This window comes from Streptomyces sp. O3, from assembly GCF_054788135.1.
Window position 1 is genome coordinate 43056 of the sequence record NZ_JBTVYK010000043.1, and the last position, 15817, is coordinate 58872.

The 15817-nt window shown below is 71.0% G+C and carries 11 protein-coding genes and 1 pseudogene; 8 read left to right on the forward strand and 4 right to left on the reverse strand.

Features of this window, described 5'->3' with window-relative positions; all coding sequences use genetic code 11:
- Nucleotides 1-268: 268 nt before the first annotated feature.
- Nucleotides 269-1348, forward strand: coding sequence for a histidinol-phosphate transaminase (gene hisC, locus ACX6XY_RS21570; protein ID WP_460333121.1), 1080 nt, complete (start codon nt 269-271; stop codon nt 1346-1348).
- 137 nt (nt 1349-1485) lie between these two features.
- Here the strand turns inward: hisC and ACX6XY_RS21575 are convergent, their stop codons facing one another.
- Nucleotides 1486-1860: a cyclophilin-like fold protein gene (locus tag ACX6XY_RS21575; RefSeq protein ID WP_460333124.1), complete on the reverse strand. Its 375-nt coding sequence runs from the start codon at nt 1858-1860 to the stop codon at nt 1486-1488.
- Between the two features lie 202 nt (nt 1861-2062).
- On the opposite strand from ACX6XY_RS21575, the gene ACX6XY_RS21580 reads away from it, so the two are divergent.
- From ACX6XY_RS21580 to ACX6XY_RS21600, 5 genes are all read left to right on the forward strand, one after another.
- Nucleotides 2063-3571 (forward strand): cytochrome ubiquinol oxidase subunit I, encoded by a 1509-nt coding sequence (locus tag ACX6XY_RS21580; RefSeq protein ID WP_460333128.1) that lies wholly within the window; start codon nt 2063-2065, stop codon nt 3569-3571.
- Nucleotides 3572-3598: 27 nt separating this feature from the next.
- Complete coding sequence (gene cydB / locus ACX6XY_RS21585; protein ID WP_460333131.1) at nt 3599-4603, forward strand: cytochrome d ubiquinol oxidase subunit II; 1005 nt, start codon at nt 3599-3601, stop codon at nt 4601-4603.
- A 30-nt stretch (nt 4604-4633) separates the two neighbouring features.
- On the forward strand, nt 4634-8230 hold the full coding sequence (gene cydD, locus ACX6XY_RS21590) for a thiol reductant ABC exporter subunit CydD (RefSeq protein WP_460333134.1): 3597 nt from the start codon (nt 4634-4636) through the stop codon (nt 8228-8230).
- A 153-nt stretch (nt 8231-8383) separates the two neighbouring features.
- Nucleotides 8384-10132 (forward strand): sensor histidine kinase, encoded by a 1749-nt coding sequence (locus tag ACX6XY_RS21595; protein WP_460333138.1) that lies wholly within the window; start codon nt 8384-8386, stop codon nt 10130-10132.
- 98 nt (nt 10133-10230) lie between these two features.
- A complete protein-coding gene (locus ACX6XY_RS21600) occupies nt 10231-11307 on the forward strand; it encodes a M23 family metallopeptidase (protein WP_460333141.1) in 1077 nt (358 codons plus the stop codon).
- Between the two features lie 31 nt (nt 11308-11338).
- Here ACX6XY_RS21600 and ACX6XY_RS21605 read toward each other — a convergent pair whose 3' ends face one another.
- Together ACX6XY_RS21605 and ACX6XY_RS21610 are read right to left on the reverse strand one after the other, a co-directional pair.
- Nucleotides 11339-12226, reverse strand: coding sequence for a Cof-type HAD-IIB family hydrolase (locus tag ACX6XY_RS21605; protein ID WP_460333143.1), 888 nt, complete (start codon nt 12224-12226; stop codon nt 11339-11341).
- A 21-nt stretch (nt 12227-12247) separates the two neighbouring features.
- Nucleotides 12248-13570 carry a helix-turn-helix domain-containing protein gene (locus tag ACX6XY_RS21610; protein ID WP_460333146.1) on the reverse strand — a complete coding sequence of 441 codons (1323 nt, stop codon included), beginning with the start codon at nt 13568-13570 and terminating at the stop codon, nt 12248-12250.
- Between the two features lie 181 nt (nt 13571-13751).
- On the opposite strand from ACX6XY_RS21610, the gene ACX6XY_RS21615 reads away from it, so the two are divergent.
- Nucleotides 13752-14360 (forward strand): hypothetical protein, encoded by a 609-nt coding sequence (locus ACX6XY_RS21615; RefSeq protein ID WP_460333149.1) that lies wholly within the window; start codon nt 13752-13754, stop codon nt 14358-14360.
- A gap of 73 nt (nt 14361-14433) precedes the next feature.
- Complete coding sequence (locus ACX6XY_RS21620; protein ID WP_460333152.1) at nt 14434-15687, forward strand: L,D-transpeptidase; 1254 nt, start codon at nt 14434-14436, stop codon at nt 15685-15687.
- Between the two features lie 16 nt (nt 15688-15703).
- Here ACX6XY_RS21620 and ACX6XY_RS21625 read toward each other — a convergent pair.
- A pseudogene (locus ACX6XY_RS21625) lies at nt 15704-15817 on the reverse strand (LLM class flavin-dependent oxidoreductase); the annotation flags it as partial.

Here is a 15817-nt window from a genome sequence, read left to right on the forward strand (position 1 = left end):
CCCCTTGACAGCCTTGGAAACCAAGGGAGTTAAGGGGTAGGGGGCTCGTCTCATGGCTGTCTATGCGCACAGGTATGGGGACTGTCCCAGGTCTCGGGGAGGCCTCAACTCACCTTCACGGGGGACGCGCGCCACGGCGCAAGCCACCGGCGCACGCCATCGATACGTGCGCTCCCTGCCCTCGGTTTTCCACAGGCCGTTCGCATCGAAGCCGAATCCTCATAAGGTGAGCAGTATTCGATTCTGGGTGGCACGAGGAGGACCTGCGGTGAGCGAGACGAACCCGAGGCTGCGCGCCGAGCTGGACGGCATCCCGACCTACAAGCCCGGCAAGCCCGCGGCCGCCGGAGGACCGGTGGCGTACAAGCTGTCCTCCAACGAGAACCCCTACCCGCCGCTGCCCGGAGTGATGGAGCAGGTGACCGCGGCTGCCGGGTCCTTCAACCGATACCCGGACATGGCGTGCACCGGCTTGATGAACGAACTGTCGGAGCGCTTCGGGGTGCCCGTCTCGCACCTGGCGACCGGCACTGGCTCGGTCGGCGTCGCCCAGCAGCTGTTGCAGGCCACGGCGGGGCCGGGCGATGAGGTGATCTTCCCCTGGCGGTCCTTCGAGGCGTACCCGATCATCACGCAGATCAGCGGGGCGAAGTCGGTGCGAGTGCCGCTGACACCGGGGGAGGAGCACGACCTGGACGCGATGGCGGCGGCGATCACCGACCGGACCCGGCTGATCTTCGTCTGCAACCCCAACAATCCGACCGGCACGGTCGTGCGCAGGACCGAGCTCGAGCGGTTCCTGGACCAGGTGCCGGACGATGTGCTGGTGGTCCTTGACGAGGCATACCGAGAGTTCATCCGCGACGCCGACGTGCCGGACGGCGTCGAGCTCTACCGCGACCGGCCGAATGTGTGCGTGCTGCGCACGTTCTCCAAGGCGTACGGGCTGGCCGGACTGCGGATCGGTTTCGCGATCGCCCATGAGCCGGTGGCGGCCGCGCTGCGCAAGACCGCCGTGCCGTTCGGAGTCAGCCAGCTCGCGCAGGACGCGGCCGTCGCCAGCCTGCGGGCCGAGGACGAACTGCTCGGCCGGGTCGGCACTCTGGTCGGCGAGCGCACCCGAGTGGTCGAGACGCTCCGGAGCCAGGGCTGGACGGTGGCTGAGACGCAGGGCAACTTCGTCTGGCTGCGTCTGGGGGAGCGCACGGTCGACTTCGTGGCCGCGTGTGAGCGGGCCGGTGTGATCGTGCGGCCGTTTCCGGGCGAGGGCATGCGGGCGACGATCGGTGAGCCGGAGGCCAACGACGTCTTCCTGCAGACGGCCGCGGCCTTCCGCAAGGAGCTCTGAGCGGGCTCTCGACGTTGGTGGGCGCTCAGCGGCAGTGGCCGCTCAGCGATAACGGGGATCTTCGGGGCTGGTCGGCGGGCTGGCTGGTGGCGCAGGCGTCACTCGTCGGCTTGTCCGGCCAGCCCTGCCCGCTTGTCTCACGCGTCGATCAGCTCCACGCGTATCGGGTCGCCGCCGCGGACGGTGGCCAGCTGGCGCGCGTCTCCGTCCAGCGACCCGAGGAGGTTGCACGGGCTCGCGAGCCGGCACTCGTCGCCGCGTGAGATCGGTGTGGGGCCGTACGGCAGCGCCAGGGCGTCCCCGTCGGTCCAGAAGGCGACCGTGCCCGGCTCGACGACCTGCTGGGCGTCGGGCTCGGGGGCGACGCTGACGCCGGTGTCGAAGTAGACCTCCTCACCCCAGGTGTTGGCGGTGGCGCTCAGCGGGAGGACCTCGCCCAGCGCCTGGGCGGTCGGGGTGTCGTCGAGGGTCGCGGTGAGGTGTCCCGCGGGCCAGGAGATTCGGATCTGCATGCGGCGAATTCAACAATATGTTGAAGCGCCTGGGAAGAGGGGTGCGCGGAAAGGCCCCCCGCCGAAAGGTGGCCGCACCCGGTGCGACATAATGCTTGTGAATGTGAACGCGTTCACAAGCGTGTCTGCTTGGTCCCTCGATGTCCGAGATTCAAGAGGCAGACTGCCGCAGTGACCACGCCGACGTAAGGAGACTGACGACGTGGACTTGGCTCTGGCGCCGGAGACCCTGGCGCGCTGGCAGTTCGGCATCACCACCGTCTACCACTTCCTGTTCGTTCCGCTCACGATCTCGCTTGCGGCGCTCGTGGCCGGGCTGCAGACCGCATGGGTGAGGACGGAGAAGGAGAAGTACCTCAAGGCCACCAAGTTCTGGGGAAAGCTCTTCCTCATCAACATCGCGATGGGTGTCGTCACCGGCATCCTGCAGGAGTTCCAGTTCGGCATGAACTGGTCCGACTACTCGCGGTTCGTCGGGGACATCTTCGGCGCTCCGCTCGCCTTCGAGGCCCTGATCGCCTTCTTCTTCGAGTCCACTTTCATCGGGTTGTGGATCTTCGGCTGGGACAAGCTGCCGAAGAAGCTCCACCTCGCCACGATCTGGATGGTCTCGATCGGAACGGTCCTGTCGGCGTACTTCATCCTGGCGGCCAACTCCTGGATGCAGCACCCGGTCGGCTACCGCATCAACGAGGAGAAGGGCCGGGCCGAGCTCACCGACTTCTGGTCGGTACTCACCCAGAACACCGCCCTGGCGCAGTTCTTCCACACCATCACGGCTGCCTTCCTCGTCGGCGGCGCGTTCATGGTCGGCATCGCCGCGTACCACCTGGCCCGCAAGAAGCACGTGCCGGTGATGAAGACCTCGCTGCGGCTCGGCCTCGTCACCGTCGCGGTCAGCGGGCTGCTCGTCGCGGTCAGCGGGGACATCCTCGGCAAGATCATGTTCGAGCAGCAGCCGATGAAGATGGCCGCGGCCGAGGCGCTCTGGGACGGCCAGGACTCCGCACCGTTCTCGCTCTTCGCGTACGGAGACGTGGAGAAGGGGCACAACAAGGTCGCGATCGAGATTCCGGGACTCCTGTCCTTCCTCGCCCACGACGACTTCAACGAGCATGTCCCCGGCATCAACGAGCTCAACGAGCAGATGCGGGAGCAGTACGGCCCCGGAGACTACCGGCCGATAATCCCCGTCGCGTACTGGGGCTTCCGCTGGATGATCGGCTTCGGGATGGCGTCCCTCGCCATCGGTGTGCTCGGACTGTGGCTCACCCGCAAGAAGTTCATGCTGCCGCAGTCCCTGCGGGTCGGCGAGGACGAGGCACCCCATCTCGTCCTGTTCAAGAACAAGGCACTCAGCCCGAAACTCACCAAGTGGTACTGGCTGCTGGCGCTGTGGACCATGCTCTTCCCGCTGATCGCCAACTCCTGGGGCTGGATCTTCACCGAGACGGCACGTCAGCCCTGGGCCGTGTTCGGCGTGATGAAGACCTCCGCCGCCGTCTCCCCCAACGTCTCCCAGGGCGAGGTCATCACGTCGATGGCCGTCTACACCCTGCTCTACGCGGTACTCGCCTTCATCGAGGTCAAGTTGATCGTCAAGTACGCCAAGGCCGGACCGCCGGAGCTCACCGAGGCCGACCTCAACCCGCCCACCAAGATCGGCGGTGACGACCGTGACGCCGACCGGCCGATGGCCTTCTCGTACTGACGAGCTGGGAAGCTGAGGAGCTGAGGTATGGAACTCCACGACGTCTGGTTCGTTCTGATCGCCGTTCTGTGGACCGGCTATTTCTTCCTGGAGGGCTTTGACTTCGGGATCGGGGTCCTGACCAAGGTGCTGGCCCGCGACCGCACCGAGCGGCGCGTGCTGATCAACACCATCGGACCGGTCTGGGACGGGAACGAGGTGTGGCTGCTCACGGCGGGCGGCGCGACCTTCGCCGCCTTCCCCGAGTGGTACGCGACGCTGTTCTCCGGTTTCTATCTGCCGCTGCTGCTCATCCTGATCTGCCTGATCGTCCGCGGCGTCGCGTTCGAGTACCGGCACAAGCGCGACGAGGAACGCTGGCAGACCAACTGGGAACACGCGATCTTCTGGACCTCGCTGCTGCCCGCCGTGCTGTGGGGCGTGGCCTTCGGCAACATCGTGCGCGGTGTGAAGATCGACCAGGACATGGAGTACGTCGGCGACTTCTGGGATCTGCTCAACCCGTACGCGATCCTGGGCGGGCTGGTCACGCTCTTCCTGTTCACGTTCCATGGCACGGTGTTCGCGGCGCTCAAGACCGACGGCGAGATCCGGGTACGGGCGCGGCGACTCGCGCTCGGGCTCGGACTGGCGACGGCCGTGCTGGCGCTGGCCTTCCTGCTGTGGACGCAGGCCGACACGGGCAACGCCAAGAGCCTGGTCGCGATGGTGGTAGCCGCGGTGGCGCTGGTCGGAGCCATCGGGGCGATCAAGGCGGGACGCGAGGGCTGGTCGTTCGCGCTCTCCGGCGTCACGATCGCGGCCGCGGTGGCGATGCTGTTCCTGACGCTCTTCCCGAACGTCATGCCATCCTCGTTGAACGAGGAGTGGAACCTCACGGTCACCAACGCCTCGTCCAGCCCGTACACCCTGAAGATCATGACCTGGTGCGCGGCCATCGCGACTCCGCTGGTGCTGCTCTATCAGGGCTGGACCTACTGGGTGTTCCGTAAGCGCATCGGCACCCAGCACATCGCTGCCGATGCGCACTGACCAGCCGACGCTGACTAGGGGCTGTTTCACGTGAAACCGGTCGACCCGCGCCTGCTCCGGTACGCCCGAGCCACCCGCTTCTTCCTGATCGCGGTGGTGCTTCTCGGGCTGGCCGGGGCGGGCCTGGTCGTGGCCCAGGCGATGCTGATCGCCGAGGTGGTGGTCGGGGGCTTCCAGCACGGCCTGGACATCGCCTCGTTGAGTACGCCGCTGATGCTGCTGGCCGCCGTGGCGGCAGGGCGTGCGGTCGTCGGCTGGCTGACCGAGCTGGCGGCCTACCGGGCCAGTGCGGCGGTCAAGTCCGAGCTGCGCGGACGGTTGCTTGAGCGGTCCGCGGAACTCGGCCCGTCCTGGCTGAGCGGGCAGCGGACGGGATCGCTGGTCGCGCTGGCCACGCGGGGGGTGGACGCGCTCGACGACTACTTCGCGCGCTATCTGCCGCAGTTGGGCCTCGCGGTCGTGGTGCCGGTCGCGGTGCTGGCCCGGATCGTGACCGAGGACTGGGTCTCCGCGGCGATCATCGTGGGGACACTGCCGCTGATTCCGCTCTTCATGGTGCTGATCGGCTGGGCGACCCAGGCCCGGATGGACCGTCAGTGGCGGCTGCTGTCCCGGCTGTCCGGGCACTTCCTCGATGTCGTCGCCGGACTGCCCACGCTGAAGGTGTTCGGGCGCGCCAAGGCGCAGGCCGAGTCCATCCGGAAGATCACCGGCGAGTACCGGCGGGCGACCCTGCGGACGCTGCGGATCGCCTTCCTGTCGTCCTTCGCTCTGGAACTGCTGGCGACGCTCTCGGTCGCGCTGGTGGCGGTCACCATCGGCATGCGGCTGGTGCACGGCGAGATGGACCTCTATATCGGCCTGGTGGTGCTGATCCTGGCCCCCGAGGCGTATCTGCCGCTGCGGCAGGTGGGCGCGCAGTTCCACGCGGCGGCGGAGGGCCTCGCGGCGGCCGAGGAGATCTTCTCGGTGCTGGAGACCCCGGTGCCGGTGAGCGGGTCCGGGCCGGTACCCGAAGGGGCGCTGAGCGTGGAGGGGGTGACGGTCCGGTACCCCGGACGGGCGGCGGCGGGCGTCTCGGGAGCGTCGTTCACGGTCGAGCCCGGTGAGACCGTGGCGCTGGTCGGGCCGAGCGGTGCGGGCAAGTCGACGCTGCTGAGCGCGGTGTTGGGGTTCGTCCGGCCGGACGAGGGGCGGGTGTGCGTCGGGGGGACCGATCTCGCCACGGTGTCCCTTCGGGAATGGCGCGCGCGGATCGCGTGGGTGCCGCAGCGGCCGCAGTTGTTCGCCGGTTCGATCGCGGAGAACGTACGGCTAGCCCGACCGGACGCGAGCGCGTCGGCGGTGCGCGACGCGCTGCGGGACGCGGGGGCGCTGGCCTTTGTGGACGCCCTGCCGGACGGGGCCGACACCGTACTGGGTGAGGACGGCGCAGGGCTGTCCGCGGGGCAGCGGCAACGGCTCGCGCTGGCACGGGCGTTCCTGGCCGACCGGCCGGTGCTGCTGCTGGACGAGCCGACGGCCGCGCTGGACGGGGCGACCGAGGCGGAGGTGGTGGACGCGGTCCGGCGGCTCTCCGTCGGCCGGACGGTGCTGCTGGTGGTGCATCGACCCGCGCTGCTGGCCGTCGCCGACCGGGTGGTGCGGGTCGAGGCGCACGCTGCCGACGGGGGCGTGGCGAGGCCCGCGGCCGAAGTGTGGGAGGGCCTTGGCGACCAGAACCGGGCGACGGTGACCGGAGAGGTGGCGCGGGACCCGTTCCCCGCCGCGGGCCCGGAGGCCGCCGGTGACGTGGTCGCCGGTGAGGCGCCCCCCGGCGGCAGGGCTGACGGCGGCAGGGCTGAGGACCCTTCCGGGGGCCAAGCGGCTCGCACGCGTGGGGTGCTCGGCCGGGTGCGGCGGATGGCCAGGGAACGGTGGGGACGGCTGGGACTCGGGCTGCTGCTCGGGAGCCTCGCGCTGGGGAGCGCCGTCGGGCTGATGGCCACCTCCGGGTGGCTGATCTCGCGGGCGTCCGAGCAGCCGCCCGTGCTCTATCTGATGATCGCGGTCACCGCGACTCGGGCGTTCGGGATCGGGCGGGCCGTGTTCCGGTACGCGGAACGCCTGGTGACGCATGACGCCGTGCTGCGGATGCTGGCCGACACGCGGGTCTCCGTCTATCGCAGGCTGGAGCGCCTCGCGCCCGCCGGGCTGCGCACCGCCCGGCGCGGCGATCTGCTGTCCCGGCTCGTCGGCGATGTGGACGCGCTTCAGGACTACTGGCTGCGCTGGCTGCTGCCGGTGGGCGCGGCGGCCGCCGTCGGCGTCGGCGCGGTCGGGTTCACCGCCTGGCTGCTGCCGGAGGCCGGCGCCCTGCTCGCCGTGGGGCTGCTGCTCGCCGGGGTCGGCGTGCCGACGCTGAGCGGTGCGCTGGCCCGCCGTACGGAGCGCCGCCTGGCGCCCGCTCGCGGAGTGCTCGCCACCCGCGTGGCCGATCTGCTCACCGGTACCGCCGAGCTGACCGTCGCCGGAGCCCTCACCGCACGGATCAGGAAGACCAGGCTGGCCGACGCCGAACTCACCTCGCTCGCCTCCCGCGCCGCCGCGGCCACCGCGTTGGGCACCGGGCTGACCGCGCTCGTCTGCGGACTGACCGTGGCGGCCGCCGCGCTGGCCGGGGTGCAGGGCGTACGCGAGGGGCGGCTGGACGGCGTGGCGCTCGCCGTGGTCGTACTCACGCCGCTCGCCGCGTTCGAGGCGGTGACCGGGCTGCCGCTGGCCGCTCAGTACCGCCAGCGTGTCAGCAAGAGCGCGGAGCGCGTGTACGACGTACTGGACGCGCCGGAACCCGTACGCGAGCCCGCGCACCCGGCCAGCGCACCCGCCGACCCGTTCCCGCTGCGAGTGGACGGCCTGACCGCCCGGCACCCGAGCCAGGACCGCGCGGCGCTCGCGGGAGTCGATCTCACCCTCACCGCGGGCAAGCGGGTCGCGGTCGTCGGGCCCAGCGGTTCCGGCAAGACCACGCTCGCCCAGGTGCTGCTCCGCTTCCTGGACGCGGAGCAGGGCGGCTACACGCTCGGCGGCGTCCCGGCCGCCGGCCTGGACGGGGACGACGTACGTCGCCTGGTCGGCCTGTGCGCCCAGGACGCGCACCTCTTCGACAGCTCCGTACGCGAGAACCTGCGGCTGGCGCGGCCCACCGCGACCGACGGTGAACTGCATGACGCGCTGCGCCGGGCCCGGCTCCTGGACTGGGCCGAGTCGCTGCCCGACGGCCTTGACACGCTGGTGGGCGAGCACGGCGCCAGGCTCTCCGGCGGGCAGCGGCAGCGGCTCGCGCTGGCCCGCGCGCTGCTCGCCGACTTCCCCGTACTGATCCTGGACGAACCGGCCGAGCACCTCGACCTGGCGACGGCCGACGCGCTGACCGCCGACCTGCTGGCCGCGACCGAGGGCCGGACGACTCTGCTGATCACCCATCGGCTCGCCGGAGTGGAGGCCGTGGACGAGGTGCTGGTCCTGGACGAGGGCCGGGTGGTGCAGCGCGGCCGGTACGAGGAACTGGCCGCCGTGGACGGGCCGCTGAGGCGGATGCGGGAGCGCGAGCGGGAGACCGAACCGCTCGCCGTACGGCGCTCGTAGCGCGCCGAGCCGTAGACACGTCAGAGCGGAGGCGCGTCAGCGGAGGCACGGTAGCGGAGGCGGGCCGGAGCGGAGGCGTGCGGGGGAGGCGTACGCGCGGAGAGCGGGCGAAGTCGGCTTTCCCCTCATAAGCGGACTAATTAGGCTCAGGTCATGTCCGATCCAGCCGCTCCCGGCCAGCCGCCTCCCTTCCCGGCCCGTGAGGTGACCGGCTCGTACGCCGTCGAGCAGGCGGCCCGGAGCCTGCGGGCGCTCCCCGAGGAACTGGCCGCGCGGCTGCCACAGCTGCTCGAGGCGATGGTCTCGGTCGGCAGCGGACTGCGGCTGCACTCGATCCTGGACCGCATCGTCGAGACCGCGGCCGCTCTCACCGGCGCACGGTACGCCGCGATCGGCGTTATCAACGAAGCGGGCGACGGCCTGGCCGACTTCGTCACCTACGGCATCGCACCAGGGCTGCGCGAGCGGATCGGCACCCTGCCGGACGGGCGCAGCGGGGTGCTCGGCGCCCTCATCAAGGACCCGGTCCCGCTGCTGCTGGACGATCTCGCCGCCGATCCGCGGGCGGTCGGCTTCCCGCCGCACCATCCCCCGATGCGCACCTTCCTCGGCGTCCCGATCCGGGTCGGCGACGAGGTGTTCGGCAACCTCTATCTGACCGAGAAGCGGGAGCCCGGCGGATTCACCGCCTACGACCTGCACATGGTGAAGGTGCTCGCGACCGAGGCCGGGATCCAGATCGGCAACGCGCGGCTGTACGAGATCACCCGGCAGAGCGAGCGGTGGATCGACGGCTCGGTGGCCGTGACCACCGCGCTGCTGGCGGGCGCCGACGCCGACGAGGCCCTGTCCGTCGTCGCCGAACAGGCCCGCAGACTGGCCGACTCCGCGGTGGGTCTGGTGTTGCTGCCCGCCGACGAGGGCGGCCTGGAGATCGCCGCGGTCGCCACGGACGCCGTGGGCGCTCCGTCGGGCGCGCTGGGCGCGGTGATCCCCCCGGACTCGTCCATGGTGGACGAGCTGCTCGCGGGCGAGCCGGTCTTCGTGGACGATCCGTCTCCGGGTGTCCGTCTGGTCAGCGGGCTGGCCTGGGAGTTCGGGCCGTGCATGATGCTGCCCCTGCGGAGCGACGGGCGGGTGCTCGGCGCGCTCGTCACACCGCGACTGCCCGGCGCGAGGCCGTTCAGCGAGGCCGAGAAGAACCTCGCCACCCAGTTCGCCGCGCAGGCCGCGCTGGCGCTGATGATGGCCGAGGCGCAGCGCGACCGGGAGCGGCTCGCCGTCTTCGAGGACCGCGACCGGATCGCCCGAGACCTCCATGACCTGGTCGTGCAGCGGCTGTTCGCCACCGGGATGATGCTGGAGAGCGCGCAGCGCAGGGCGGTCGTCCCCGAGGTACGGGACGGCGTCAGCAAGGCGGTCGACGAGCTGGATGTGACGATCCAGGAGATCCGTACCGCGATCTTCGCGCTGCAGCAAGGCCCCGCCGAGGCGCCGTCCGGGCTGCGTACCCGAGTGCTGCGAGAGATCAACATGGCGGCCGTGCCGCTGGGTTTCCCGCCCGCGTACCGCTTTCTCGGACCGGTGGACAGTCTGGTCGGCGAGCTGACCGGCAAGAACCTGATCGCGGCGCTGCGCGAGGCGTTGTCCAACGCCTTCCGGCACGCGCGGGCCTCGCGGATCGAGGTCGTCGTCGACGCGGGCGTCGAGCTCGCGGACGGGAGGCAGGGGGTACGGCTCACGGTCGCCGACGACGGCGTCGGCATCCCGGAGGGCGGTCGGCGCAGCGGCCTGAGGAACCTCAGACGCCGGGCCGAATCGCTGGGCGGGGACAGCTGGTACGGACCGGGCATCGGCGCGGGCGGCGGCGGGACGACGCTGGTGTGGCAGGCGCCGCTCTGATCTGTTCGGCTCAGTGGGCCTGGCCCGTACGGGGCATGGGTCACCCCGTTGCCCCCTTCGCACGGGCGCTGTCGGCAGGGCCGGGTGACGATCCGTAAATGCGTCACTGCCACCGCTCCCGTCACCTCCGTCGCCCGAGCCGCCGCCGGCTCTTCGCCCCGGTGCTCGCCCTGTTGGGCGCTCTCACCGCGCCCGCCGTGGCCGCCGACGCATCGGGCCCGGCCGCCCAGGAGTCCGACACCAGCGCGAAGGTGGCGCGGCTGTACGACGAGGCGGCGAAGGCGGCGCGGGAGTACGAGAAGGGCCGCCGGGCCGCCGAGCGGCAGCGTGCCGACGCCAAGCGGCTGCGACGGCTGCTCGACCGCCAGCGGAACGAGGTACGGATGCTGCGGGCCGACCTCGGGCGGATCGCCCGCGCCCAGTACCGCTCCGGCGGCGGCATCCCGTACACGGCCCAACTCCTCCTGGCCAAGGATCCCGACGACCTGGTGCGTGGTCAGCGGGTCGCCTGGCAGGCGGATCTGACCGTCAACCACGCGATCGCCAGGACCCAGCGGGCCGTGCGCCGCCTGGACGCCGATGAGCGGCGGGCGCGGGCGGCCTGGCGCGCGCTGGAGAAACGCACGGCGCGGCTGGCCGGGCTGAAGCGGGGGATCGAGAAGAAGCTGGACGAGGCGCAGTGGACCCTGCAGAGCGAGGCGGACCGCCAGGTGACGGCGGGCCACTGCCGTGGCGCCGTACGCCTGGACCAGCCGCCGCCGGTCACCGGGCGCAAGTGGGTCGCGCCGGTGGAGACATACGAGCTGTCGGCGGGCTTCGGCGGCACCGGGCAGCGATGGGCGAACCGGCACACCGGGCAGGACTTCGCGGTGGACATCGGCACGCCGGTGCGGTCGATCGGCGCGGGTCGGGTGGTGCGGGTGAAGTGCGGTGCGGGCTTCGGGATGGAGGTCGTCGTGAAGCACTCCGGCGGCTACTACTCGCAGTACGCGCATCTGGCGGCGGTCACGGTCGACCAGGGGGACCGGGTGCGTGCGGGGCAGTGGGTCGGACAGGCGGGCACGACCGGCAACTCGACCGGGCCGCACCTGCACTTCGAGGTGCGGCTCACTCCACAGCTGGGGTCGGGGGTCGACCCTCGGAAGTGGCTTGCGGAGCGGGGCGTCAAGCTCTGAGTCCCCCCGGTGGGCTTTCCTGGGGTTCGGCTCAGCGCCGCTGGAGAATCCGCTCGATGATCACCGCGACACCGTCCTCGTTGTTGGCGACGGTTCTGCCGGAGGCGGCGGCGATCACATCCTCGTGGGCGTTGCCCATGGCGTACGAGGTGCCGGCCCAGGCCAGCATCTCCACGTCGTTCGGCATGTCGCCGAAGGCCACGACCTGCTCCGGGGCGATGCCGCGTTCGGCACAGCACAGCGCGAGGGTGCTGGCCTTGGAGACGCCGGGGGCGCTGATCTCCAGCAGCGCCGTCAGGCTGGAGCGGGTGACCGACGCGCGGTCGCCGACGGCGGTGCGGGCCAGGGCGAGGAACGCGTCCGGGGACAGTTCGGTGTGGTGGGCGAGGATCTTGAGCACCGGCTGATCGGCGACGTCGGAGTGCTCCGACAGCAGCTTCTCGGCCGGGGCGATGGTCACGGCGGGGTCGAGGTACAGCGGCGGGTAGGCGAGCTCGTGGTGTATGCCGCCGGTGCGCTCGATCGCGAACGAGACGCCGGGGGCGGCGGTGCGCAGGATGTCGACGACGCCGAGCGCGGCCGCCCGCTCCAGGGGACGGAGCTTGACGAAGCGGTGCGTGCCGGGGCCGCCGTGCAGATCGACGACGGCCGCGCCGTTGCCGCAGATCGCCAGGCCGTGGCCGTGCACGTGGTCGCTGACGACGTCCATCCAGCGGGCCGGTCGCCCGGTGACGAAGAAGACCTCGACGCCCGCCTCCTCGGCGGCGGCGAGCGCGGCGACGGTCCGGGCGGACACCGACTTGTCATCGCGCAGAAGGGTGCCGTCCAGGTCCGTGGCGATCAGCCGGGTCGGACTGGCGGGGGCCTGGTGGCGCCTGGGACGGCGGCTCGGTTCAGTCACTTCCCTATGGTGCCGCATATGCCCGGCGGTGTTCGCCTTTCACCGGAGGACGCTGCCGTAGTCAGCCCAGCGACGGCCCTGGTCGTCGTAGCCGAACTGCGGCCGTCCCTCCATGCCGCTGGTGCGGAACGGCCGCCCGTTCTCATCGTTGATCTTGACCGTGCCCGAGCGGCCCTGGCTGCTCCACTCCAGTTCCAGGCTCCACTGGCAGTCGCAGTCGGTCGTTTCCGCGCGCACGATCAGTTCTTCGGGTTCTGTGGAGCTCACCTTGTACGGGAACGAGACCGGGGGAATCTCCCGTTCCTGCTCGCCGTCGAATCCGCCGACCGGCCGGACTCGGGGGCGGGGCTGATCGAGGTCCACGGACAGGAGGCGGGGGCTGAAGGCTCCGCCACAGCCGCCAGTCGTGCGGAAGACGTTCCACTTCAGGGGCTCCGCACGGTCAGTGACCCGTACCCGCAGCGCTTCGAGCACCACGGACTTCTCGGACGCGCCCTGGAAGGTGATATGGACCTCGGTCAGGCCTCCGCTCACCGCGTCCAGGGACGCTATCCAGGGGGCGGCGTCCTGGGGCAGCGGCGGCGGGGGTACGTCCTTTGGGGTGCGGTCAGCCAGGTAGTAGTGGCCGCATCCGTCTGGCGCGAGCTCGGTTCGCACGCTCCAGGCGAACGGTGCTTCGGCAGCGGCGAGGGACCTCTCCCGGTCCCCGGCCGAGCCGCCTCCGGAACCGGGGCTGGTACGGGAGATCGCATCAGGGCCAGAACTGGAGGGTGACTCGGGGGCGGCGCTGGAGGGTGAGCCGGAGACCGCCAAGGCGCCGACTCCCGCCCCGGCGAGCGCGACGACGGCGGCGGCCGCGCCGAGCAGGGCCCAGCGGCGGTGTATGCGGGGCTTGGGGGACGGGCCGTCCGGAACCGGCGCCGGTTCCTGCGCGGCGGGGTCCGGCGACGGCGGCTGTGACTCCGGCGACAGGAACTCCGATGGCCCAGGATCTGGTTGCGGGGTCTGTTTCACGTGAAACGCCTCGGTCTGCCGAGGCTGTTCCGACGCGACGGAGTCCTTACCCGCACCCGCGGGCGTACGCGCACTCGCGGCCGTCGCTGGCCGTCGGGCCGCGTCCGCGAGAATCCACAGCCGCTGGAGGCGCAGCCGCTCATCCGCCGAGACTCCGCACAGCCGCGCCAGCTGTTCGACGGGAGTGAACTCGGCTGGTACTGCCTCGCCGGAGCAGTAGCGGTACAGCGTCGACGCGCTGACGTTCAGCCGTCGCGCGAGGGACTCGTAACTGCGGCCGGAGCGCTCCTTGAGCGCCCGCACCTCCGCGGCGAACTCCTCGACCGCCGCGCCTCTCGCCTTGGTCATCCGCTCTGTCCCCGCCTTGTCGCCGTCCCGGATCACGTTCCATCCCACCCATATATGTCCACGTCAGAGGGGGTGGAATGGTTCCACCTTGTCAGATGACGGCCTGCCCATTGTGCCGACTGCCGCCTCTGCCGAGGCTGATGAGCGTCCTACCTGCCGCACACCTATCGAGGGATGTCGCATGAACACGCTCCGCACAGCACTGACCGCCGCCGCCAGCCTCGCCCTGGTCGCCGTCCCCCTCAGCGCGTCCGCCACGGCCACCGAGACACCGGACCCCGCGTTCCTCGCCGCGGAGGAGATGCCGCCCTCGTACACCCCGTGGACGGCCGACCCGGTCGCCGACGGGCTGCCGGAGTACGGAGTGCCCTGCGCTCCTGACGTCTTCCCGTCCGACGGCACCCGGCACCGCACCTTCCGCACCGAACTGGACACGGGCGCCGAGCAGATCACCACGGTCGCCGCGACCGAATCCGAGGCCGCCGAACTCCTGGGCACGCTGCGCCGGGCGCTCGCCGGCTGCGGCGACTACACCGAGCGGGAGTACCCCTACCTGGACGCGGAAAGCCGCTTCCACGGCAAGGTGCGGGCGGAAGAGGGCGCGTACGTCTACAGCCTGGACCTCGCCTACCCCGAGGTCGGCGCCACGGACATTCACCTCCTCTCGGTGGGCCGCGACGGACGGACCGTCACGCTCGTCCAGTGGGGGCAGATGGGTGACCTCAAGGACGCCCCGCTGAAGGACTTCAAGGCGACCACGCGCACCGCGGTGAACAAGCTCTACCGCTGACCGCGTCCCCGTACCGCCGATTCCCCAGGCTCCTCCGCTCTCTCCGGGCCTCTGACTCCTCGTAGGGAAACCAGTGATTATCAAGAGCTCGGGGCGTGTCCTGCACGCCCTGTCCGCGACGACGCTGGGCGTCGTCCTGCTGGCCGCGTGCCAGACCCCCGGCCCGCAGGACGACGCGCGGGACGTACGGAAGGCGGGCCCCCACGCCAGCTCCAGCAGCGTGGCGCCCACTGCTCCGGCTCATGCCGCGCGCATCACGATCTCGCCGTTCGACACCGTGACCGACCCGGTGGCGACCGACCGTACGGTGAAGGTCCAGGCCGCCCATGGAACGCTGACGTCCGTCGAGGTCCGCCCCGACGGCGGCGAGGGAGTCACGGTGACCGGCACCTGGGGCGAGGGCAAACGGACCTGGCAGTCCGACCGCACCATGACCCCCGGCACCCGCTATGTCGTCGAGGCGGTCGCCGCCAACGCGGCCGGCGCCACGACGCGAACCCGCAAGGAGTTCCGTACGCGTGCCGCCGCGCGGGTCAACGGCGTGACCGTCACGCCGTCGCGCGGGGCGGTGGTCGGCGTCGGGCAGCCGGTGTCCCTCGCCTTCGACACCCCCGTCAAGGACAAGGCGGCGGTCGAGCGCCGCCTGTCGATCACCACCGAGCCGAAGGTCGAAGGCTCCTGGGGCTGGACCCGTGATCCGCTCACCGGCGTCGAGCGCGTGGACTGGCGGCCCCGCGACTACTGGGCCAAGGGCACCAAGGTCACGATGCGGGCCAGGCTCAGCGGTGTGCACACCGGCGACGGCCGCTATCTGCGCCGGGACGTCAGCACTGCCTTCACCACGGGGACCGCCCGGATATCCGAGGTGGACCTCACCCGGCACACGATGACGGTCACCGAGGACGGCAAGAAGATCCGGGACATCCCCATATCCGGCGGCAAGCCCGCCTACCCGACCTGGAACGGCACCATGGTCGTCCTCGGCAAGAAGCCGATGGTCCGGATGACGTCCCAGTCGGTCGGCATCACCGCCGAGGGCGAGCAGTACGACAAGCAGGTGCCGTGGACGGTCCACATGACGACCTCGGGCACGTACGCGCACGCGGCTCCCTGGAACGAGGGCAAGGGGTACTTCGGCAAGGTCAACATGAGCCACGGCTGCGTGGGCATGACCGAGGCCGACGGCAAGTGGTTCTACGACCGGTCCGTCCCCGGCGACCTGATCACCGTCAAGGGGTCGACCAGGGCGACCGTCGCGACCGGCAACGGGTTCGGCGACTGGAACCTGACCTTCGACGAGTGGCGCAAGCTCAGCGCGCTGAGCTGAGCGCGGGCCGCGCGGCTCAGCCGAGCTGCCCCAGGCCCTCCGTCGCGATGCGCTCGAAGACGGTCTGGTCGGCCGCGAAGTCCGAGTCGGGGATCGGCCAGTGGAGCGCGATCTCCGTGAAGCCCAGCTC

Coding starts and splice junctions, on each gene's coding strand:
- cydB (WP_460333131.1), top strand. CDS start 3,599: ATGGAACTCCACGACGTCTGGTTCGTTCTGATCGCCGTTCTGTGGACC.
- ACX6XY_RS21600 (WP_460333141.1), top strand. CDS start 10,231: ATGCGTCACTGCCACCGCTCCCGTCACCTCCGTCGCCCGAGCCGCCGC.
- ACX6XY_RS21595 (WP_460333138.1), top strand. CDS start 8,384: ATGTCCGATCCAGCCGCTCCCGGCCAGCCGCCTCCCTTCCCGGCCCGT.
- ACX6XY_RS21615 (WP_460333149.1), top strand. CDS start 13,752: ATGAACACGCTCCGCACAGCACTGACCGCCGCCGCCAGCCTCGCCCTG.
- ACX6XY_RS21605 (WP_460333143.1), bottom strand. CDS start 12,226: ATGCGGCACCATAGGGAAGTGACTGAACCGAGCCGCCGTCCCAGGCGC.
- ACX6XY_RS21610 (WP_460333146.1), bottom strand. CDS start 13,570: ATGACCAAGGCGAGAGGCGCGGCGGTCGAGGAGTTCGCCGCGGAGGTG.
- ACX6XY_RS21575 (WP_460333124.1), bottom strand. CDS start 1,860: ATGCAGATCCGAATCTCCTGGCCCGCGGGACACCTCACCGCGACCCTC.